Source organism: Rhodococcus sp. NPDC127593 (assembly GCF_042671975.1).
Classification (GTDB): Bacteria; Actinomycetota; Actinomycetes; order Mycobacteriales; family Mycobacteriaceae; genus Rhodococcus_F.
The window spans coordinates 1-21663 of the sequence record NZ_JBHXWI010000062.1 but is presented as its reverse complement, the minus strand read 5'-3'; the positions used below and the strand labels follow the sequence as shown (position 1 = coordinate 21663).

The 21663-nt window shown below is 64.3% G+C and carries 15 protein-coding genes; 10 read left to right on the top strand and 5 right to left on the bottom strand.

The window, feature by feature from the left end:
* Position 1 precedes the first annotated feature (1 nt).
* Complete coding sequence (locus tag ACFVJ3_RS39800) at positions 2 to 1960, bottom strand: flavin-containing monooxygenase (protein ID WP_378457295.1); 1959 nt, start codon at positions 1958 to 1960, stop codon at positions 2 to 4.
* 285 nt (positions 1961 to 2245) lie between these two features.
* Between ACFVJ3_RS39800 and ACFVJ3_RS39795 the strand changes: the two genes are divergently transcribed.
* The gene (locus ACFVJ3_RS39795; protein ID WP_378457294.1) at positions 2246 to 3571 is read left to right on the top strand and encodes an MFS transporter; all 1326 of its coding nucleotides are present in this window, start codon (positions 2246 to 2248) and stop codon (positions 3569 to 3571) included.
* Positions 3572 to 3619: 48 nt separating this feature from the next.
* On the opposite strand, the gene ACFVJ3_RS39790 is transcribed toward ACFVJ3_RS39795, so the two are convergent.
* The gene (locus ACFVJ3_RS39790) at positions 3620 to 4396 is read right to left on the bottom strand and encodes an SDR family NAD(P)-dependent oxidoreductase (RefSeq protein WP_378457293.1); all 777 of its coding nucleotides are present in this window, start codon (positions 4394 to 4396) and stop codon (positions 3620 to 3622) included.
* A 268-nt stretch (positions 4397 to 4664) separates the two neighbouring features.
* Here ACFVJ3_RS39790 and ACFVJ3_RS39785 point away from each other — a divergent pair, with 268 nt between their 5' ends.
* Positions 4665 to 5600 carry an alcohol dehydrogenase catalytic domain-containing protein gene (locus ACFVJ3_RS39785; protein ID WP_378457292.1) on the top strand — a complete coding sequence of 312 codons (936 nt, stop codon included), beginning with the start codon at positions 4665 to 4667 and terminating at the stop codon, positions 5598 to 5600.
* Positions 5601 to 8665: 3065 nt separating this feature from the next.
* On the opposite strand, the gene ACFVJ3_RS39780 is transcribed toward ACFVJ3_RS39785, so the two are convergent.
* Complete coding sequence (locus tag ACFVJ3_RS39780) at positions 8666 to 9688, bottom strand: helix-turn-helix transcriptional regulator (RefSeq protein ID WP_378457291.1); 1023 nt, start codon at positions 9686 to 9688, stop codon at positions 8666 to 8668.
* Positions 9689 to 9747: 59 nt separating this feature from the next.
* Here ACFVJ3_RS39780 and ACFVJ3_RS39775 point away from each other — a divergent pair, with 59 nt between their 5' ends.
* From ACFVJ3_RS39775 to ACFVJ3_RS39765, 3 genes are all read left to right on the top strand, one after another.
* Complete coding sequence (locus ACFVJ3_RS39775) at positions 9748 to 10179, top strand: VOC family protein (protein WP_378457290.1); 432 nt, start codon at positions 9748 to 9750, stop codon at positions 10177 to 10179.
* A 235-nt stretch (positions 10180 to 10414) separates the two neighbouring features.
* Positions 10415 to 12478 (top strand): transglycosylase domain-containing protein, encoded by a 2064-nt coding sequence (locus tag ACFVJ3_RS39770; protein ID WP_378457289.1) that lies wholly within the window; start codon positions 10415 to 10417, stop codon positions 12476 to 12478.
* Between the two features lie 462 nt (positions 12479 to 12940).
* Entirely contained in the window at positions 12941 to 13291 is a 351-nt protein-coding gene (locus ACFVJ3_RS39765; protein ID WP_378457288.1) for a hypothetical protein, read from the top strand.
* A gap of 73 nt (positions 13292 to 13364) precedes the next feature.
* Here the strand turns inward: ACFVJ3_RS39765 and ACFVJ3_RS39760 are convergent, their stop codons facing one another.
* Positions 13365 to 14687 carry a class I SAM-dependent methyltransferase gene (locus tag ACFVJ3_RS39760; protein WP_378457287.1) on the bottom strand — a complete coding sequence of 441 codons (1323 nt, stop codon included), beginning with the start codon at positions 14685 to 14687 and terminating at the stop codon, positions 13365 to 13367.
* Between the two features lie 236 nt (positions 14688 to 14923).
* Positions 14924 to 15394 (bottom strand): hypothetical protein, encoded by a 471-nt coding sequence (locus ACFVJ3_RS39755; protein ID WP_378457286.1) that lies wholly within the window; start codon positions 15392 to 15394, stop codon positions 14924 to 14926.
* Between the two features lie 77 nt (positions 15395 to 15471).
* Between ACFVJ3_RS39755 and ACFVJ3_RS39750 the strand changes: the two genes are divergently transcribed.
* The 5 genes from ACFVJ3_RS39750 (at position 15472) to ACFVJ3_RS39730 (ending at position 21570) form a co-directional block, all read left to right on the top strand.
* Entirely contained in the window at positions 15472 to 15828 is a 357-nt protein-coding gene (locus ACFVJ3_RS39750; protein WP_378457318.1) for an acyl-CoA-binding protein, read from the top strand.
* Positions 15829 to 16106: 278 nt separating this feature from the next.
* Positions 16107 to 17333: an NAD(P)/FAD-dependent oxidoreductase gene (locus tag ACFVJ3_RS39745; protein ID WP_378457285.1), complete on the top strand. Its 1227-nt coding sequence runs from the start codon at positions 16107 to 16109 to the stop codon at positions 17331 to 17333.
* Positions 17334 to 17893: 560 nt separating this feature from the next.
* Positions 17894 to 19342, top strand: a complete 1449-nt coding sequence (locus tag ACFVJ3_RS39740) for an MFS transporter (protein ID WP_378457284.1) — start codon at positions 17894 to 17896, stop codon at positions 19340 to 19342.
* Positions 19343 to 19609: 267 nt separating this feature from the next.
* Positions 19610 to 20767 carry a saccharopine dehydrogenase family protein gene (locus tag ACFVJ3_RS39735; protein WP_378457283.1) on the top strand — a complete coding sequence of 386 codons (1158 nt, stop codon included), beginning with the start codon at positions 19610 to 19612 and terminating at the stop codon, positions 20765 to 20767.
* 38 nt (positions 20768 to 20805) lie between these two features.
* The gene (locus tag ACFVJ3_RS39730; protein WP_378457282.1) at positions 20806 to 21570 is read left to right on the top strand and encodes an SDR family NAD(P)-dependent oxidoreductase; all 765 of its coding nucleotides are present in this window, start codon (positions 20806 to 20808) and stop codon (positions 21568 to 21570) included.
* Positions 21571 to 21663 lie beyond the last annotated feature (93 nt).

Here is a 21663-nt window from a genome sequence, read left to right as displayed (position 1 = left end):
GCTATCGCGCAGTGTAGTTCTCCAGATCGGGGCGCCGCGTCATCTGCCAGTACTCGACGTTCAGGAACGGCATCACGAACACCACCCGTCCACGCGAGTTGCGGTAGTACGTCGACATCCCGCGGTGGGTCCAGACCGTGCGCGAATGGGTCGAGTCCACCAGCTCGTTGTACTCGACGTTCGCCTCAGGGCGCGCATCGATCGCCTTGATTCCACTCTTGAACATTTCGGTCAGTAGTCCACGTATGTACCGCATCTGGACCTCCATGAAGAACATGAAGCTGCCGCTACCCGGGAACGAGTTGGGGCCACCCAGCATGAAGAAGTTGGGGAACCCGGGAACCGACACACCGAGATAGGCCTTGGGGTCGTCGTCGTCCCACACTTCGCGTAGCGTCCGGCCGTCCATTCCCACGACGTCCATGGAACTCACGAAGCGTGCGGCTTCGAATCCGGTGGCCCACACGATCACGTCCACGTCGTTCTCAGTGCCCTGATCGTCAACCAGGCCCTCGGGCCGGACGGCGGTGACGGATCTGTCGATCAGGTCGACGTTGTCCTTGCGTAGGGTCGAGTACCAGCCGTTGTCGAGCAGAATCCGCTTACCGAACGGCGGGTAGTCGGGCATCACTTTGTCGAGCAGATCTGTTCGATCTCCGACCTGTGCCGTGATGTACCGCGTGAAGTACTCGCGATGGGCATCGTTACGGGCGTTTACGGAGCGCTCGGGGTGGTCCCATTCCGGGTCGACGCGTAGCGACTCGATCACCTTGTCACCGAACTGCCAGAACAGTCGAATCCAGTACCAGCTGTGGTAGATCGGGCAGGTTTGCATGAGGCGACGCAGTTCCACGGGTATCGGGGCGCGGAACTTCTCGAACGGCGCAACCCACTGGGGAGAGCGCTGATAGATACTGAGATGGGCTACGCGGTCCGCGATGGCCGGCGCGATCTGCATCGAGCTGGCACCGGTGCCCACGATCGCGACACGTTTGCCGTCCAGATCGAGGTCGTCCGGCCAATTGGCCGAATGGAAGCTTGCTCCGGTGAAGCTGTCAATCCCGGGGACGTTCGGCGATTTGGGGCGGTTCAACACCCCCACCGCACTGATCACCACATCGGATCGCAGCGTCGACGAGGAGCCGTCCGGATTGATCACGTCGACTGACCACTGTGCGGCTGCTTCGTCGTACCGCGTCGACCGCACTTCGGTTCCGTATCGAACACGTTCACTGGCACCGAGACTTTTCAACACGGCCGCGAAGTAGCCTTGCAGTTCGTTGCGGAGTTCAAAGTGTGTCGTCCAGTCGTTCTTTGCGAACGAGAACGAGTAGAGGTGACTGGGGGTATCGACACCCGCTCCGGGATACGTATTCTGCCACCAGTTTCCGCCGGCCTCTGGCTGCTTCTCCAGAATGACGTAGTCGATGCCCATATCCTCGAGCTGTTGCGCTGCAGCTATTCCCGCTACGCCCGTGCCGATGACGATCACCGAATAGCCCTCCGGTGCATCGACAGGCTCCAGTGCGAGGCTCGAGGCATCGGGCGCGGCGCGACGAGCGAGTTCGAGGGACAGCATAGGTCCGTATTCCTCCCCGACCTCCTCGCCCATGCACACACTCATCATCCGCACCGTGAGTTCGGGGGAGGGAGTCTCCACCGCAGGACGAGCGCCGTCCTGCAAATCCAGGATGGCCTTCACCGCGGCCTCCCGGATCTCATCCTGAATCGCTTCGTCGAGGCCGCCCGAGTCATGGTCGCCGAGGCCTTTGCCTCTCGTCGGCGTATACGGTGCTGCCAGCCACTTCTCGTCACCCGTCGTCTGGAACACGACCATGAGCAGCGAGGGTACATTTGCCCGCGCAACGGCGGTTCGGATCTCGGATTCAGTGAGCCGATCGGGATTGATTGAATCTTCGGTGGCTGCGCCTGCCACCTGGACTTGCTGGGCTGCCTTCATCTGAGCACCTCTCGCATCGAGTACGGGGACCGGAGCTGTGAATCGCTCCTCGCCGAGATCACGAGCTTTCAACATCAGCGTTGAAAACGTCTTCGACTCATGGTGGCAGCACGCGCGCCGAGTTGTCAACGTCCGCGTTGCAAAGACCGTGGCTATCCACGCAGACGTTGACAAAATGCACCCATGTAGGCAACATTTGTGTTGATTCTATGTGTCAGTCGTCACACGCATTCGTCGAACCCGAGGCACGGGCCTCTGGCGACGCTCACCCGAATGGACATGACCATGTCGAACACAGTCAGCTCCGCGCCTGGCACCGAGGTGGTGCTTGACGTCCAGAAGTCCCGAAAGGCGCTCGTCGCAGGTTCGCTCGGCAATCTCATCGAGTGGTACGAGTTCGCGATCTACGCCTACATGGCCCCGATCATCGCGCCGTTGTTCTTTCCCTCGGACAACCCGACCGCGTCGATTCTGTCGACGTTCCTTCTCTTCGCCCTTGCGTTCTTCCTCCGCCCTGTCGGGGCAGTGATTTTCGGGCGGATGACCGACCGCCTCGGCCGCAAGCCGGTTCTCGCGCTGATTATCGCGCTGATGACCGTTGCGACGACGTGCATCGGCTTTCTACCGACGCACTCCTCGATCGGGATCGTCGCGCCGCTGCTGTTGACGCTGTGTCGGGTCGCTCAAGGATTGTCCGCCGGCGGCGAGATGGGCGGAGCGGTGTCGCTCATGGTCGAGTCCGCACCCAGCGGCAAGCGTGGCCTGTACGGCTCCTGGTCATTCGTGGGAACCACGCTCGGATTCGTCCTCGGCGGCGGTGTGGCAACACTGCTGGCGGTCATCTTGTCCAATGACGCCATGGCCTCCTATGGCTGGCGGATCGGATTCCTGATCGCGGCGCCAATGGGCCTCATCGTCCTCTACCTGCGACTCAAGGTCGACGAGACGCCCCATTTCAAACAGATCAAGGTCGCCGTCGACGCAGGCGAGCCTGCCGTCGGGGAACCCATCGATCGACGACCACTGGCGTATCTTGCGGCAACCATGGGCGTCGTGGTCGTGTACAACGCTGTCGGCAACACCTTCATGGTCGGAATGCCGACATTCCTGTCGACCAGCTACGACATGTCCTTCGAGCGGTCGTACTTTCTTGCACTCGTCACCGGACTCATCGCCGGTCTGTCGATGCCGGCGTTCGGTGCACTGTCCGACCGCGTGGGACGACGCCCGGTGCTGATGTTCGGATCGATTGCGGTGGTGGTCCTTTCCTATCCCCTCTATTTTATGCTGAATCTCGGCTTCGGCGGTGGACTGGTGGCACTCGTAATCGCCGGTCTGCTCATCGGCGTCGTCGGAGGCCCGATGCCGGCGTTCCTTTCCGAACGTTTCCGTACCCGCAACCGTGCTACCGGCGTATCGGTAACCTACGCGTTGTCGGTCGCGATCTTCGGCGGCACGGCGCCGTACATCATCACTTGGCTTGCATCCACCACAGGTGATCCGCTGTCAGCGGCGTACTACACGCTCGGATGCGCAGGAATCAGTGTTGTTGCGCTATTGACGATTCGTGGCGCACAACGGTCGCAACACCGCGAGGAGCTCGAGCTCTGAGAACGTCGTGCCCCCGGATCCGATGGATCCGGGGGCATGGGGCTTTTCCTACCGTACGGCTGCGAATCCTCCGTCGACCGGAAGCAGTTGGCCGGTGATGAAGTGCGACGCGTCGCTCGCCAGGAATACGAGCACCGGAGCCAGATCGCGTTCGGCGCTGCCGAACGTTCCACCGAGCGGGATGTCTTTGCGGAGCTGTTCCCGGTAGGCGGCGAGCTCCTCCGGCCCCAGCGAGCTGGTGTACTTGTCGAACATCGGCGTGTTCACATAGGGCAGAACAGCATTGACGCGGATACCTGATGGGCCCCACTCACGAGCGACAGTCCTGGTCCACGTGTGTACGGCCCCCTTGGACGAGCCGTAGGTTGCGTTGGCCAATTCTCCGGTGAATCCGGACATCGACCCGAAGTTGACGATCGCCCCCGTACCCGCCGACTTCATGATCCGGTACGCGGATTGATTGGTATGAATCGTTCCCAGCACGTTCACACGATAGATGCTCTCGAACAAGTCATCGGTGATCTCCTCGGCCATCGCGGAGCGCTGCAGGCCGGCGATGTTCACAAGCACATCGATACCACCCAGTTCTTCTGCAGCAGTGCGGAACAACGACTCCGTGGCATCACCGTCGGTGATATCGAGACGCGCGAACTCGACTGTTCCGGGCCCGACGTCGCCCGCTTCTTTCGCGACCGCTCGACCGCCTTCCTCGTTCAGGTCGTACGAACGCACGGTCGCACCCTCCACGGCGTACGCCTTTACGATGGCAGCACCGATACCCTGCGCACCACCGGTGACCAGGATGCGTTTTCCCTCGAGTTGCATGATGACTTCTTTCGGATTGAATTCGGCTTCTCGGCGAGCTTCGTGACGAAAGCTGCCCGAGGCGGACCGTGGACCGAGCCGCCCACTTCGTCCATGATAACGGCGCATCTGTGCTTAACTGCAACAACATCTTTCGAATGCCAACTATCCGACGACCTGACGAACGACCGAATTGCACGGCGAGTACATGCCGTACCACTTCCACCCCGGCCGATGGTGTCGAAGATTTCATCGACACCATCGACGGAAAATCGAAAGGATCGAATCAATGAAGGCATGGCGATTCACTGCAGTCGACGAACAATTGCGACACGTGGAAATCGGCGAGCCGGTTCCCGGGCCCGACGACATCGTCATCGACACCGGAGCAGTCGGACTGTGCCACTCCGACATCGGGTTCATGAACGGAACCATCACACACCTACTCGGACACGTCCCGATCACACTCGGCCATGAGATAGTCGGCACCGTCTCTGCAGTCGGATCGAAGGTCTCCGAATTCGTCCTCGGAGACCGCGTCGGGATACCTGCTACCACGGATGGCCCGGGGACCGCGATAGACGGCGGCTACGCCGAGAAGGTCAGGGTTCCGTCCCACCTACCCGTCGCGCTACCCGACGGATTGTCGTTTCGCGACGCAGCGTCGGCAACGTGTTCGGGTCGCACTGCTTACCGGGCAGTGCACACAGCAGGGAAGATTGAATCCGGAATGAAGGTCGGCATCATCGGATTCGGCGGTCTCGGCTACTTCGGCGTCCAGATCGCGAAAGCAGCAGGAGCTTCCGTGTTCGTCGCTGAGGTCAATGAGGCGCGGTGGCCACTCGCGCGACATCTAGGTGTCGAGTCGTGCTCGAAGGACATCCGTGTCTTCGAATCCGAGGAACTTGATGTGATCATCGACTTCGCAGGCGCGGATGGGACTCTCGATTCGGCAATCGGCGCCATCCGGCACGGCGGCCGCATCGTCGAGGTCGGGTTGGGCGTCGAGGCCACCTCCGTTTCCATACCCAGCATCACGATGAAAGAAGTACATATCGTCGGCGCATCGAACGGCACCAAAGCCGAAGCGAGCGCGATACTTGCGCTGATAGCCGAAGGGGCAGTACAGCCGAAGACCCAGCAGATCTCGTTCGGCGAGATTCCCGAAGGCCTGCACCGCCTCGAGCAGGGCGCACCCGATGGACGGCTCATCGCGGTTCTCTAGACCCGCCCCTCCGCTGCTGCCGACAGTGGGGCGAGTCGATTCCCATCCATCTGGCGGCCGAGTTGCGGCACTCGAGTCGTTGGAGCGCCGAGGCCGCAGTGACATCGAGCTGGCGATCGTCGAATCCGGCACTTCAGCTGTGCGGAATCGGAATCGGAATCGGAATCGGAACGCTGATCGTGGGCAAGATCCTGCCTCGCGTCGTTCGATTCACCGGTTCCGCTCAGCGCCGCGCTTGGGCTGCGTGAAGACGTGCCTCTCGCATCCTGCGCGGTCGGTTGAGTGGGTTGACCCATGTTCAGTGATTGACATCACATGCTGCCTTTCGCTAAGTTCAAACTGATATCAGTTCAATCCGCAAGGTGTGGTCATGTCATACGTCCCCATCCAGGGCGCAGGCATGCGGGCCTTCAGCTGCGAACGTCTCTGTTCTTTGCTCGAAGGCGACACGCTCGCAGTCGATCTCCCTACCGGAAGTCCAGCAAACGCACGAACCTCATCACAAGGTACCAATGTCAATGAAAAATTCAGCTGCTACTGAAGACGATGTACGACGCTACCGTCGAAGGAAGGCCCAGCGGCGGGGCGAGAGGCAGTTTCCTCGACCGCGTAAGGATGTGGAGGACTTCATTGCCTTCGCGCGGACGTGGGCACCATTCGGAGGCGCCTCCGATGAAGACGTTTTCGTCAAGTATGGAATGTCGCGTGCGAAGTTCGTCAACACCCTCTGGAAGTGCATTCCGGAGAGTGTTGACTGCGACCCTCAGATAGTGCAACAACTCCTGAATGCCTACCCACCGGAGAGGTAACCTTCGTAGTGCAATACTCGCGGCGGCCACCGCGGTGACAGCCCCTGAAGGCGAAATAGTGAGCCGCATTAACGAATTGGCTAACAACGGATAGTTGATCCATCACATGGACACGCGAGCCTCCGCGACCGGTCTCGGGCGGAATGGTGATCCGGGCGTCCGTCTCGGTGAGGGATTGGTACACCCAGCCCCCCGAAGATCGCGGCGGTGGTCCGGGGTTCGATCGCCCTCAACGGCAGCCCGATCGCAAGCCGACGTCATGCCGGTGTGGCTGCCTGCCAATCCGGCACGGCACGCTCGGCCAGTGAGGTGTTGTCGTCGATGACGCTCGCCTTCCGCCTGGGCCCGGAGGAGAACGGCGGCCCACTGTTCGTCCGTTCGCGGCTGCGCCGTGGTTTTGGCACTCCCCCACACCGCATCAGCACCGGAAATGACCGGCATTCGGCATGAGAAGGCGTCGGCGCAGCGTATCGGGCCGTCGACGCGATCCCGTTTTCGTCGAACACCCGGCGACGCCGTCGGGCCGATCTTCAAGCTGATGGATGAGCTTCGATCGCGGCCGGCGCACAACATCGCCGGGTCCAGTTTCTCGTTCAGCCTGATACCTCCACGGTGAGGCCTTCCTGCACTCTGTGAGCGGGCAGTTCCGAGCGTATGTCGGTCGGTTGCACCTCATCCGCGGTGACACCGATCGACAGCGTCCTCTATCGGCATACAAATATCCTTTGACGGCAACGCAGGATCGGAGCCAGCCGCCGACCTTCCTCGTGGCCGGCGGCGACACCTACCCGCGAACCGCCATACCCGTGACGTCGTCGAGGCCATCGGCGCCCTGGCGACGCGAGCTGCTCGGTCGGCTCCATCCGCACAGGGGCATTCATCCTCGCGGCGGCCGGCCTCTTGGAGGGCAAATGCGCTATCACGCACTGGAAATCGCACACGAACTTGCCGACCGACACCCGACGACCCTCGTCGAACCTGACTCCTTCTATATTCGCGACGGCACCACGTACACGTCCGCGGGAGTGAGCGCCCGCATCGACCTAGCGCTGGCCGCTGGTCGAAGACGACCACGGCCCCGACCTGACGCGCGCCGTCGCCCGACGCCTGGTGGTCTGTTTGCAGCGCGCGGGCGGGCAATCGCAGTTCTCTGCCCCACTCCAAGGCCCACCGCCGCGAACTCCAGTCCTCCGCCGAATTGTGGATCTGGTGACGGCGGACCCCGCCGCGAACCACTCACTCACCGAACTCGTCAGACACCTCAACGTGAGCCCTCGACACCTCACCCGACTCTGTCGAACCGAGCTGTCCACCACACCGGCCCGGTACGTCGAGCTGGTCCGATTCGACATGGCAAGGGCCCTACCTGGCCAGGGACACAACACAACGTAACGCAAGCAGCATCACTCGCCGGATTCCCCGGCTACGAGAAGCTACGACGAGTCTTCGTGCGGGAGCTATCGATGTCCCGGCTGCCTACCAACGCCGCTTCGGCACCACGCACCGCGCCGACGCGGGGTAGCCAGACGCACAGCCGAAAAGTTTGACCATTTGCGCAATTCACGGCCAATCGCGTTGCCGATGGCGACTCCGTCATCCTCGACAGCGGTTCCACAACGTACGAGGTAGTAATTCCCCCGGTGAACCGCCATGATACGACGTGTCCGACCGGCTCATCACCGATGTGGTACGGCTGCAGCGCGCGCCGGCCACATCGGGATACCGACGGCGGCGGGGTATGCGGCCCGCACCACATCGATGGGATCGGCAATGGTATGTAGGGTCGCACGACAGGAATCGACTTGTCGAAGAAGTGCCGTTGCGGTGCTCCGGCATTCATTCAGCGTGTCGGGGCCGAAACACCGGTCAAGAATCATACCCGCCAGCGGCGATTGAGGGCGTTTCGGCGTAACCAATTCTTTGCTTGCACCCAACCGCTGTGGAGCGGGTCGATGACGTCGAAGTGATCGGCCCCTGCGATCTCGGTGTACTCAACCTTTCGCCCGCCGATCGTGAAACGCTCACGAAGTCTCTGCTGTGCTGCACTGGAACTCGATCGCCCTGGTCGCCGTGGAGGACGAGGTGGCGGCTCTCCAGAGGTAGCTGCTATCGATGAGGCAGCTTCGAAAGCCACGGGCTCTCATCGGAGAGCGCCCCGATGAATGGCAGCGGCGCGCCGTCCTCCAGTTCGTCGACGAAGCATCTGCGCAGATCTGTGTTGGTGCCAATGCGATTGCGACACCGCGACCGCCGGTATCAGCCGAGGTCGCGATCGAGGGCCTCGCCGTCAGGAGACGACTCACCGGGGTGAACGATGTCGTCGGCAGCGGCGGTGAGTCGTTCTGCCAGTGATCGGATGAGACCGCGAAGCGCGTCGGGATGCTCGACGGCGAACGGAAGACCTAACCCGGCAAGCAGAGTGGGTACCCAGTCCAACCGCTCGGCGCGCAGCCGCACTCGGACCCAGCCGTCGACATGGGGGATGTCGTGCACGGTGGCGATGTTTGCCGGGAGCCGGGACCGGACCTGCTCGGCCGTGCCCTGGACGCGTACTGAGACTGCGTGCCGCCAAGGCGCCTCGGCAAGCCCGGACAGCACGCGCTCGGCGGGATCGAATCCGTCGGGGAGGTCGAAGGTTCCCGCTTGCGGCTCGACCGCCGTGATCCGGTCCAGTCGGAAGGTCCGGGTCTCCTCGCTCGCAGAGTCTGCGCCCGTGACGTACCAGCGTCCGGAATGGGCGACAATGCCGTACGGGTGCACGATCCGCTCGCTGCGCCGTCCGTTCGGGGAGGTATAGCTGACGGCGACCGGCGTGCGGTCCCGCGCGGCCTCGGCGAGCCAGAGCAGGACGGTCGTTTCCAACTCGATCACGGGGCGGCCGCGGACGGTGAAGTCGGTGGCCTGCAGCAGCGCATCCAGCCGACGTCCCAGCGCCTCGGGCAGCACGCGCTGCACCTTGGCCGCGGCGCTCTCGGCCGCGGCGACGGACGTGGTCAGCAGACCCGCCCGACGTCCGGCGACCAGCCCCAACAGCACGGCAAGGGCCTCATCATCGGTGAGCATGAGGGGAGGCATGCGAAACCCGGGCGCCAATCGGTAACCGCCGTACCGGCCGCGCACTGATCGCACCGGGATCCCCAGCTCGGCCAAGTGGACGGCATAGCGACGAATGGTGCGCTCGTCGACGCCGAGCCGGTCCGCCAGGTCGTCAACCGTGCGGGTGCCGCCGGACTGCAGGATCTCGAGCAGGGCGAGTATCCGGGTGGTGGGACGGGTCACCACAAAAGTATCGCAATACCGGGCGGATTCTGTCCGCTATTCGCCGTAGCGTGCTCGTCATGAACACTGACAGCTCAGCCCCCAGCCCGCCGCACAGCCTGGTGTCGATCCGCGTCATCACCGACGACGTCGCTCGCTTGGTCGACTTCTACGAGAAGGTCAGCGGCATGCCCGTCCGCTGGTCAACGCCCGACTTCGCCGAACTGCAGACGCCCGCGGGCACCTTGGCGATCGGTAGCACACGCACGGTCGCGCTGTTCGGTGCCAACTCTGCGCGTGCAGGAGACAACCACACCGCGATCATCGAGTTCCTCGTCGACGACGTCGACACCGAGTACGAGCGGATCAGGCAGGTCACGACCGAGTTCGTCAACACGCCGACTACGATGCCGTGGGGCAATCGATCGCTGTTGTTCCGTGACCCCGACGGCAATCTCGTCAACTTCTTCACCCCCGTCACGCCAGAGGCCAAGGCCAGATTTGGACGGTGACCGCGGCGAGATCCCTGGCCGGCGGCCTCCTGCCGGCGAGGGGTCTCGTCGAGAGGGGTGATCCGGTATTCGACGGCAACGGTGCGCGGCCGGCGGTAGCCGAGCCGAACGTCGTCCTCCCACCTGCAGGAGCGCCACAAGCGTGTCATTTCCGCCCCGGCCGTGCCGCGTGGCCCGATAGTCTTTCCAGCACCGGTTGATTCGTTGCCGGTGGACCGTTGAATGAGGTGCCGAATTGCATACCAAGACTGTTCTCAAGCTGACCGGCGCCACCCTGGCCGCGGGGGTATTGCTGGCCGGGATGATGTTCCCGATCGCCGCGGGGCTCGGGTACGCATCCAACCGTGCCGCCGACAGCGTCGGTAATTCCTCGGCCGAACTGGCCGACGGGGTGGTGCCGGCGGTGACGACCATGACCGACATCACCGGGAACCCGATCGCCTGGCTGTACGATCAGCGCCGATTCGAGGTTCCCAGCGACCAGATCTCCAACGAGATGAAACTGGCGATTCTCTCCATCGAGGACAGGCGGTTCGGCGAACACCAGGGGGTGGACTGGCAGGGCACGATGCGGGCGTTCTTCACCAACACCACCAGCGGTCAGATCGAACAGGGTGCCTCGACCATCAATCAGCAGTACGTGAAGAACTACCTTCTGCACGTGGTCGCCAAGACCGACGCCGAACGTCGTGCCGCGATCGAGACCACGCCGGTCCGCAAGATCCGGGAGATCCGGATGGCAATGACCCTCGATCAGGAACTCTCCAAAGAGGAAATTCTCACCCGGTATCTGAACCTGGTGCCGTTCGGCAACGGTTCCTTCGGGGTGCAGGACGCCGCCCGCACGTACTTCGGCATCGACGCCAAGGACCTGAATCTGGCGCAGTCGGCGATGCTCGCGGGCATGGTGCAGTCCAGCTCCGCGCTCAACCCCTACACCAACCCGGAGGGGGTGTTCGAGCGCCGCAATGTCGTCCTGGACACCCTGATCGTGAATGTTCCGGACCGGGCCGCCGAGATCCGCGCCCTGAAGGAAACGCCGCTCGGGGTGCTCCCGAAACCGAACAACCTACCCCGCGGATGCATCGCCGCCGGCGACCGCGGGTTCTTCTGCGACTACGCGCTGCAGTACCTCCAGAGCGCCGGACTGTCCCGGGAGCAGCTCGAAAAAGGCGGCTACCTGATCCGCACCACCCTCGATCCGGCCGTGCAAGGGTCGGTGAAGTCGGCGGTATCCACGTACGCCGACCCGAGACTCCCGGACATCGCGAGTGTAATGAACGTCGTGCAGCCGGGGCAGGACCAACACAGGGTCCTGGCCATGGCGGGCAGCCGCAATTACGGCCTGGACGCGGCCGCCGCCGAGACGGTTCAGGAGTTGCCCTATTCACTGGCCGGGCACGGCGCCGGATCGGTGTTCAAGATCTTCACCACCGCAGCGGCCATGGAGAAGGGGCTGCGACTGAACGCGATCCTGGACGTGCCCGGCCGGTTCGATGCCCGCGGGATGGGCGACGGTGGTGCCCCCGGGTGCCCGGCGGCGGCCTACTGCGTGCAGAACGCCGCCCCGTATCCCCGGGCACTGTCGGTCACCGACGCCCTCGCCCAGTCACCGAACACCGCGTTCGTGAAACTTCTCCAGGAAACCGGGGTGGACGCGACGGTGGACATGGCGGTGCGCCTCGGCATGCGGTCCTATACCGAGCCGGGCACCTCCGGATATGGGGACCAGAGCCTTGCCGACATGCAGAAAGACCAGAATCTGGGGTCGTTCACCCTCGGCCCGGTGTGGATCAATCCGCTCGAGCTGTCGAATGTCGCCGCGACCCTTGCCTCGCACGGCAAGTGGTGCCCGCCGACGCCGATCGAGTCGATCGTCGACCGGCAGGGCCGGTCGGTCCCGCTCGCCCAGCAGGCGTGCGAACAGGTCATCGATCCCGGCCTGGCCGACACCCTGTCCAACGCGCTCAGCAAGGACGACCTGCCCGGTGGCACGGCGTCGGCCGCGGCCGGGGCCGCCGGGTGGAAGCTGCCGATGTCCGGCAAGACCGGGACCACCGAATCGCACATGTCGTCGGCGTTCGTCGGGTACACCAACAACCTGGCCGGTAGCGTCTACGTGTTCGGTGACTCGCCGACCCCCGGCCAGATCTGCACCAGCCCACTGCGCTCGTGCGGGGACGGCAACCTGTTCGGCGGCACCGAGCCGGCCCGCACCTGGTTCAAGGCGATGATGCCGATCGCGAACAACTTCGGCCCCACCACCCTGCCTCCGATCGACCCGCGCTACGCCCGCTGACCGGACGACGGGCGGCGGGCGGCAAAGGTCTGTCGGACGGGGATTCCCGCGAACGTACTGAGCAGTGCGTTCGGGTCGGTTCGATCGATGAGGGCAAGTGTGGATCCGATGCTGCGCGGGCCAGCCCTGCCGCCCCGAGAGCGAAGCCCCACTCCTCGACGTCTGTGCGGACAGCGCCTCGACCTTGGGGGTTCCCAACAGCAGCGATCAACACCGCTGGGTCGCGAATCGACGCCCAGTTCACCGAAGGACACCTCGTCGGCGAGGCATCATGGCCCGCTTGGACACCGACACCACTGACGTCGTACACGAGGCCAAGCGGCGGCCCGCCCTTAGTTTCGCGCTGGTAGGTTTAGTCGAAATGCTGCCGCGCGAGCGGAGTTTGCCTAGCCTCGACGCATGGCACCGGTCCCCGCGGTGGCTAGCCTGACGCCGCACACGGCGACATGTATGGGAGGACCCATGAGGCGCCTGACCGGTCGATGGCGGATCGTGGAGATGGACCTGTGGGACCGCGACGCCATCGACCTCGTCGAGCCTGGCTTCATCGACTTCGCCGGCGACGGGACCGGCCAGTTCGGCTTCATCGCCGTCCGCGGCTCGATGGACTGCCGGACCACCGAACGCGACGGCCGCACCACTGTGGAGTTCAGCTGGGAAGGCGACGACGAAGGCAACCAGGTCAGCGGGCGCGGCTGGGCCGTACTGATGGATGACGCAACCCTCGAAGGGCACCTATTCATCCATCTCGGCGACGACTCGGGCTTCCGGGCGGACCCCTTCGTCCATGCCGACCGGCAGGATCGGCGATGAGTGGGTACCACTACTACGATTTACTCGCCGTCGCCCGCCCATCGTCGGTCGGATTATGTGCTTCCCAACGGTTTCAGTGTTCGCGAGCCGGCGGAGTTGGTATAGGCACTGATGACTGCAAGAGTTCGCCACGGGTACCGGGCATGCCGCTGTCACCCCGTTCGGAGGATTTGACTGCCAGAACCTGGTTGATCCCGAGCCGATTGGCCGCAAAAGCCAACGCCGCGCCGGCCATGTACAGCCGCCATACCCGAGCCCGCCCGGCGCTGCTACAGGCCACCGCCTCGTCCCAGTTCGCCTCCAGGTTCCCCACCCAGGCCCGCAGGGTCAGCGCGTAGTGCTCGCGCAGCGACTCGACGTCACGCACCTCGAAACCGGCCCCTTCGAGCGCCTCGATCATCGTCGTGAGCGGTTCGATTTCTCCGTCGGGGAACACATAGCGATCGATGAAGGAGGTTTTGGAGAACCTGGCAGCGGGTTTGCGTGGTCGCCGCGAGATCGCGTGGTTGAGCAACCGCCCCTGCGGGCGTAGCAGCGCGAACAGGTCCGCGGCGTAAGTCGGCAGCATCGCTGCGCCGACGTGCTCGGCCATGCCGATGCTCGAGATCGCGTCGTAGGGGCCGTCTGTGACGTCGCGATAGTCCTGGACTCGGATCTGCACCAATTCCCCCACACCCGCGTCGACCATCCGTTTGCCGGCGTAGTCCGCCTGCTCGTGGGAGAGGGTGACACCGACGACGTGCACGCCGTACTGACGTGCCGCGTGCAGTGCGAAGGTCCCCCACCCACAGCCGACGTCGAGGACCCGCATCCCCGCGGCCAGGCCGAGCTTGCGGGCCACCAGATCGCATTTGGCGTACTGAGCTGCGTCCAGATCCCCGCTCGGCTGCGCCCAATACGCGCACGAGTAGGTCATCGACTCACCGAGCACGAGTCGATAGAAGTCGTTGCCGACGTCGTAGTGGTGGCTGATCGCGGCAGCGTCACGCTCCTTGTCGTGCCGGTCCCCGCGCGCCAGTTTCATCTCCTCCGCCGGCGGCTTCGGTGGCAGGCCGATGATCCCCAGACGCAGCGCCGCTGTCACCAGCGCCTTCTTCGTCTGCCTGTCTATCCGTACACCGGGGCCCCTGCTCGGGTCCGACACCTGCTCCAACACGTCCAGTCCGGCGAGCAGGTCTCCCTCGATGTCGATGTCGCCGGACACGTAGGCCCGAGCGAAACCGAGGTCGTTGGGCGCCCACAGCAACCGCCGCAGACCACGCCGATTGACGATGTGCACCTGCCACGGCGCGTCCGAAGGCCCACTCCGACTACCGTCCCAACACCTGATCCCTACCGGGACCTGCGCACCCAGCACCGCGCGAACCAACGGCGCCACCGTGTCCGAGACCGTCATACACACCTCCGTCAAAGTCTGAGTCCAACCACCCACCGCGGCTGCTCGGTTCACCTCGCTCGCCGTGACGCAAGGGTCTGTCAACCCGTACCAACGTCCCGCAATCCCACCTCGTCGACCATATCGATGGAACCCCCCTCGCCGCAGACCATCACACCGATTCCAGTTCGGTGTAACCCCGCTTCTCGAACGCCGACTCGCCCTCGAATGGGCCGCCCGCACCGGATCATGGGTGTCTACTCGGACGAGCCGGGCGTGTCGATCATGATCGCCTGCAACTTCGGCACCAGCAGGGCGAGCAGCGCGACTATCAGGCCGCCGCCGACGAGGTACAGCCCCCAGTGGCCGCTGAGCAAGTTGTCGTAGTTGTCGCGGACGAAGTCGCCGACGCGATCATCGAGCCGCCACAGGAACACCGCGGTGGTGCCGATCCCCACGATCACGCCCGGCCACCCGGCCGCGCGCGAACCCACCAAGGCGGCGACCAGCAGCAGAACCGCGGCCGACAGCAGCAGTACAGTCATCGACATGTAGAACACCACGGCCTGATTCTCGACCTGGTCGAAGGTGAACCCGGCAGGGAAGCCGTCGCGCAGATCGACCAGCGCGACATCGCTCGGTCGTATTTCGCCGACGATCGGAAGGAAGGCGCCGACCGCAACCGCGATGGCGCATGCGAACAGGACCAGATGGACGAAGGTGCGCATGGGCGTTCTCCTCTGTCGGGTGACGAGGTGCTCGGGCCCACAGAAACCGCCGCAGCTGCTCGCTCCGCCCAAACACGATCGCGCACCGCCGACTCCGAGCGAAGGGATCAGGCGCCATCGGCTCCCGCGTTACGATTGCGTCGAAGAGTCCGTCCGAGAGCCAGGGGTGCCCATGTCGGATCTGGATCAGGCGTTTTGCCGACGCGCAGGAGAACGTCAAGAAACTCACCTCGCGGCCGGCCAACGATGAGCTGCTGCGGCTGTACGCGCTGTTCAAGCAGGGGTCGAAGGGTGATGTCGAGGGCAAGCGGCCCGGTCGGCTCGACATGGTCAACCGCGCCAAATACGACGCCTGGACCAAGTTGGCGGGTACGAGCAGCGCCGATGCCAAGCAGGGCTACGTCGACCTGGTAGCCCGGCTCACACAAGGCTGAGTTCAGGGGTTCCGCGAGTGAAGTCACGAATCGCTGCGGTGGTCCTCGGTGTCGGTCGTGGCCCTGATGGTCAATGCGTTCCTGGCATTTCGAACGCACCGCGACGCGGAATCCTTTGGCGGCGGCCCGGTGCCGCAGGCCGACGGTCGAGCGTCCGGACGCGCTGATTGCCGAGCTGACTGCGGCCGCCCATCGGAGGGCCAGGAACCAGCTTGGCTGGATGAACGATCGCGCGTGATCCAGCGGTCGTCTCGGCGCAGACCTGGCACGATGGCGGTGTGACCGATTCCAACCGCGTCCTCGTCCTCGGCTCGGGATTCGCCGGCTTATGGGCTGCGCTGGGAGCGGCCCGGCGGCTCGACGAACTCGACGCGGCCGGCACCGTCGAAGTCACGATGATCAGTGCGCAGCCGTACCACGACATCCGGGTCCGCAACTACGAGGCAGACCTGAGCGCCTGCCGCATCCCGCTGAGCGACGTACTCGACCCGGTCAACGTCGAGCACATCGCCGCCGAGGTGACGGCCATCGACACCGCGGCGCGCACCGTCACCGTCTCGGACCACGAGACACAGGACACGCAGAGATACGACCGCTTGGTCATGGCGCTGGGCAGTCGAGTCGCGAAACCCGATATCCTCGGTCTGCGGGAATTCGGCTTCGACGTCGACACCTACGACGGCGCAACGAAACTACAGCGCCACCTGGCCGCGCTGTCCGACGGCCGAGCGAACCGGGGCGCGGCGACCGTTGTAGTGGTCGGCGCCGGCCTCACGGGCATCGAAACCGCGTCCGAGCTGCCCGGAATGCTGGCAAAGGTGTGCGCCGGACGCAACGTCGAACCGCGGGTGGTGCTGATCGACCACAACCCCTACGTCGGTTCCGACATGGGCGCATCGGCGCGACCGGTGATCGAAGCGGCTCTGTCCGACAACGGCGTCGAAACGATGACCGGTGTCGGCGTCGCAGCGGTCGACGAGCACGGCGTGACGCTCTCCTCCGGAGAGGTGCTGGCCGCAGGCACCGTCGTCTGGTGTGCGGGGATGCGGGCGAATCCGCTGACCGCACAGCTCGGTGCCGACCGCGACCGGCTCGGTCGCCTGCCGGTCGACGACTATCTGCGGGTGATCGGCTCGCCCGGAGTGTTCGCCGCTGGTGACGTCGCCGCGGCGCGGGTGGACGACGACCACCTGTCGGTGATGTCATGCCAGCACGGGCGCCCGATGGGCCGCTACGCGGGCTACAACGTCATAGGCGATCTGCTCGGGGAGCCGATGCTACCGCTCCGGATCCCCTGGTACGCCACGATTCTCGACCTGGGACCGGCGGGTGCGGTGTACACCGAGGGGTGGGATCGCCAGGTGGTCTCGCGCGGCGCGCAGGCGAAAGCCACCAAGGTCACCATCAACACCCAACGCATCTATCCCCCGTTGAACCGAGACCGCGACGCACTGCTGGCCGCCGCCGCACCGGCGCTGCAGGCACGGCCCGATCCCGGACAATGACGCTCAGGAAATCGAGGACTTCGTCGCCCTATGCGGCACGCAGGTCGGCGGTCCAGGTCGTTTGACCACGCTGTCTCGCTTGTCGATCACTAGGCTGGCTCGGTCGTCGCGACAATACGGACGCCGCCCGCCGGCCGGGGCCGGTCACCCCCGACGGCAAAGTTCACCCACCCGCCCGCAGCCGCCGCGACGGTGCCCCATCCACCTGGGTTTTGAACTATTCCCCGGCCCAAACATTCTGTGACCAGTGAGTTTCATGCGTCGTCATGAGACCGAAGGTTCGACATGAACAATAGATCGCAGTCGGTGATTGTGCGACGACATCCGCGTCCTGCTGTGGCCATAGGCTCAAGCGCCTATTGTGCCGGACTCTTGGTGACCATGATGTTGGGGCGGTCGGGTTTGCGCTGGCCCGCTGGGCACCTCTGGCTGTGGTTCTGTGATGTCAACATCCACACAGCCTGCGCGAGTGAGGATCTGACCCAAATGTGTGCGGGTGCAGAGACTGTGTGTCGTATCTGTCATGGACATCGGCGGGCGACGCGCCTTACCCTCAACTAGTGAGCGTAGCTAAAGAAACCCGCGAGGGTTTGATTCTGCCCATGCTGGTCTTCCTCGGTGTGGTCTCCACCGCGGTCGGCAGCCTCGGCGCCCCATTGCTGGTGACCATCGCCGACGTCGACGACGTGTCGCTGGCTGCGTCGCAGTGGACGTTGACCATCTCACTGCTTATCGGCGCGGTCGCCTCACCCCTGTTGGGCCGACTGGCCGACGGACCTCACCGCCGACCGGTCATCCTGTCCGCCACCGCCGTGGTGTGCATCGGCTGCGTGCTCTCCGCTCTACCCCTCGGCTTCGGGTCGCTGATGATCGGACGCGCGATGCAGGGCGTCGGCCTCGGACTGGTTCCGCTGGCGATCACCGCGGCACGCGACGCCCTCCCCGCACCCAAGGTCGGGCCCGGAATCGCCCTGCTCGGCGTGACCACCGCCGCCGGACTGGGCGTCGGCTACCCAGCAGCCGGACTCGTCACCGAATACCTCGGACTGGCGGCAGCATTCTGGTTCGGAGCAGCCGTCAGCGCCGTGGCGTTCCTGCTGGCCGCATGGCTCCTACCCTCGAGCTCCGCGCGTCCCCGCCGCCGCGTCGACGTCACCGGCGCGGTCCTGCTCGGCATATGGGTCACCGCCCTGCTGCTGGTGTGCTCCCAGGGACCCGAGTGGGGATGGACCTCTCCCCGCCTGCTCGGCACGCTCGCCGCGGCACTGGTCGTCCTCGTCGGCTGGACCCTCTGGGAGCTACGGACAACCCACCCCCTCGTAGAACTGCGGCTGCTGCGGCACCGCTCCCTGCTGGCCGCCGACATCACTGTCGTCCTCGTCGGCCTCGGCATCTACCCGTTGCTGTCACTGGTGGTGCGCTACGTCCAGGCCCCCACCGGCACCGGATACGGATTCGGCGCCTCCACCCTCGTCGCCGGGCTGATGCTCGTGCCGTACTCGATCGCCAGCTTCGCCGCCAGCAAAGTCACCCGACACCTCCTGCGCCGGATGTCGCTCGAAACCGTCGTCGCCGTCAACTGCCTCGTCCTCATCGCCGCCATGGTGCTGTTCCTCACCACACGCGCGAACCTGATCATGCTGCTCGTGACGATGGCACTGGCCGGATTCGGTGTCGGCTGCATCTTCGCCGTCCACCCCGCACAGATCGTGCGGGGTGTGCCCGCCGAGGAAACCGGCAGCGCCACCAGCTTCTACCAAGTCCTCCGCTACATCGGCTACTCCGCCGGCAGCGCCCTCAGCGCCACCCTGCTGATCTCGACCATCCCCGCCGGGGACGGCACACCCACCGACACCGGCTACGAGGCCGCCGCCTGGTTCGGGATCGCAGCCCTCGTTGTCGCACTCGCCGCTGCCACGATACTGAGCAGAGGCACAACCCCCGCCGCAACCGATCCGCGCGCGGCCGTCACCGACAACGAGCGTGCTGTCGCCGCCGTCAAACCGTAACAGTCACAACGTCTCCGCTCACACGGACTCCCCGCGGCAGATAACATCAGTACCGACCGATCACTCGCTCGATCGAACTCGTCCCCGACACTTCCACAACATGCGCCGCGAGAGCAATCCCGGATGCAATGCAGCTTGCCCACCGCCAGAAATAGGAACTCACATGAAACGAAAGTGGGCCAAACGTCTTGACTGTTTGCCCAAGTTCGCCTTACTGTACCGGGAACGGCCGCGAAAAGATGGTCACTCGAGCGAGGTGGAGAAATCATGCGCGTTGTATTTGTCGGTGGCGCAGGCGCAATGGGCAGCCGGGCAGTCCGAACCGCTGCGGGATTCGACGAGTTCACCGAATTGGTCATTGCCGATTTCAATCTGGAAGCGGCGCAATCGCTTGCAGCGGAACTTGGACCGCGAGTTTCGGCCGTCAAGTTCGATGCGAACACCGATGACCCTCGCGCCCTGTTCTACGGCGCGTGGGGCGTCCTGAGCACTCTCGGTCCGTTCACCCGATTCGGTACCAAGATCATGGGCGCCGCGATCGCCTCCGGCTGTCACTATGTAGATATCAATGACGACTGGGAGCCGACTCTCGAGGCGCTGGAATTGACTCAGCTGGCCAAGGATGCTCGAGTCACGGCACTGATCGGCGTGGGCCAGAGCCCCGGTGTCACCAACGTGCTCGCCGCGAAGGTTGCCGACGAACTCGACGAGGTGCATGAACTCATCACCGCGTGGAACCTGTCCGGGACGCGATCGGACGCCCCGGGTAAGCGACCCGACGCAGCGATGGTGCACTTCGTGCACCAGACCACAGGAACGATCCGAGTCATCGAAGACGGTCGGTGGGCCGACGTGCCTCCCATGCAGGAGTTGACCCTGTTCTATCCGGGCATCGGAAACCTTGCGGTCCGTACCATCGGCCATCCCGAAGCCATCACCCTGCCGCGCACGTTTACCGGTCTGCAGCGGTGTGTCAATGTGATGGCCGGACCGGCGTGGTACTTCGACCAGATGGCCGCACGCATGGCCGAAGTTGATGCCGGTCGACTCTCTCCGTTGGATGCCGCCATTCTGATGGAGGACGAGCCGCCGGTGCGTCCTGCGAATGCCCCTTCTACGCCCCACACACCCACGTTGTGGGTATGGGCATCAGGGAAGAAGAACGGCGTCGACACCATCGCGGTGGGCGGTATGAACCGTTGGCCGACCGGCAAGATGCCTGGATCGACCGGCACCCCGGCAGCGGTCGCGTTGCGCCTACTGGCCTGGGGCGAGATCAAGGTGCACGGGGTGGTCACACCCGAAGAAGCGATCCCGGCAGACCTCTTCTTCGCCGAACTGGACCCGCTGTACACCGAACCCCACGGAACCGAGAATCCGCTAATCGAAATCACGACTGTCGCAGTCGAATCAACCAATGCGTAGCTTGCCAGAGGGGACGAATCACCGGAGAAGGAAGACGAATGAGTAACTCCACAACGGTCTTCGTAACCGGCGCCGGATCCGGGATCGGACGCGCCACTGCGACACTGCTCGCCGACCGCGGCTATGCGGTAGCAGGGTTCGACCGCAACGGCGCTGCCGTTACCGAATTCGCGAACGAAATCAACTCACGCGGAGGCAGGGCACTTGCCTGGGAAGGCGACGTCACCGACACCGCTGCCGTGGCTTCCGCCATCGACGAGACGGTCTCCCACTGGGGTCACCTCACCGGCGCAGTTGCCTGCGCCGGAATCGAAGTCGTCGGCGGCGTTCTGGATCTCGATTTCGAGGATTGGCAACGAAGCCTGTCAGTCAATGCGTCTGGAGTATTCAACCTGGCCAAGGGTGCCCTGCCGCACCTCATCACCTCCCGAGGATCCTTCGTCGCGATCGCATCGGATGCCGGCACCGAGGGCGCCCAGGGCTACGCGGCGTACTGCGCCGCGAAGCATGCAGTGGTGGGATTGGTCAAGAGCATGGCCCTCGACCACGGCGTGCAGGGCGTGCGCTCCAATGTGGTGTGCCCATCATTCGTCGAAACCCCGATGGCAACAAGAATTTTCGATAGCACCGCGCCGGGGGAAGCAGAGTTCTACCGCGACGTCATTCCCATGGGCCGATTCGCACTGCCCGACGAGGTCGCGAGAGCAGTCGCGCACCTGCTCGGCCCCGACTCGTCGTTTACGAATGGCATGCTGTACGCCATCGATGGCGGAGGAACGGCAGGCTTCTACCGACCTGCTTAGCCCGAATGCACCGATCAGCTGGTGGGTCGCCGTGAGTGTGGTTGTGCGGCAGCAGGTGGGGTGCGGGCATGGGTGATCGTCCGACCTCCCGTG

What these genes read in the sequence shown, in the direction of transcription:
- ACFVJ3_RS39785 (WP_378457292.1), top strand. Translation starts at nt 4,665, where the DNA reads ATGAAGGCATGGCGATTCACTGCAGTCGACGAACAATTGCGACACGTG.
- ACFVJ3_RS39735 (WP_378457283.1), top strand. Translation starts at nt 19,610, where the DNA reads ATGCGCGTTGTATTTGTCGGTGGCGCAGGCGCAATGGGCAGCCGGGCA.
- ACFVJ3_RS39800 (WP_378457295.1), bottom strand. Translation starts at nt 1,960, where the DNA reads ATGAAGGCAGCCCAGCAAGTCCAGGTGGCAGGCGCAGCCACCGAAGAT.
- ACFVJ3_RS39760 (WP_378457287.1), bottom strand. Translation starts at nt 14,687, where the DNA reads ATGACGGTCTCGGACACGGTGGCGCCGTTGGTTCGCGCGGTGCTGGGT.
- ACFVJ3_RS39765 (WP_378457288.1), top strand. Translation starts at nt 12,941, where the DNA reads ATGAGGCGCCTGACCGGTCGATGGCGGATCGTGGAGATGGACCTGTGG.
- ACFVJ3_RS39730 (WP_378457282.1), top strand. Translation starts at nt 20,806, where the DNA reads ATGAGTAACTCCACAACGGTCTTCGTAACCGGCGCCGGATCCGGGATC.
- ACFVJ3_RS39795 (WP_378457294.1), top strand. Translation starts at nt 2,246, where the DNA reads ATGTCGAACACAGTCAGCTCCGCGCCTGGCACCGAGGTGGTGCTTGAC.
- ACFVJ3_RS39755 (WP_378457286.1), bottom strand. Translation starts at nt 15,394, where the DNA reads ATGCGCACCTTCGTCCATCTGGTCCTGTTCGCATGCGCCATCGCGGTT.
- ACFVJ3_RS39790 (WP_378457293.1), bottom strand. Translation starts at nt 4,396, where the DNA reads ATGCAACTCGAGGGAAAACGCATCCTGGTCACCGGTGGTGCGCAGGGT.
- ACFVJ3_RS39775 (WP_378457290.1), top strand. Translation starts at nt 9,748, where the DNA reads ATGAACACTGACAGCTCAGCCCCCAGCCCGCCGCACAGCCTGGTGTCG.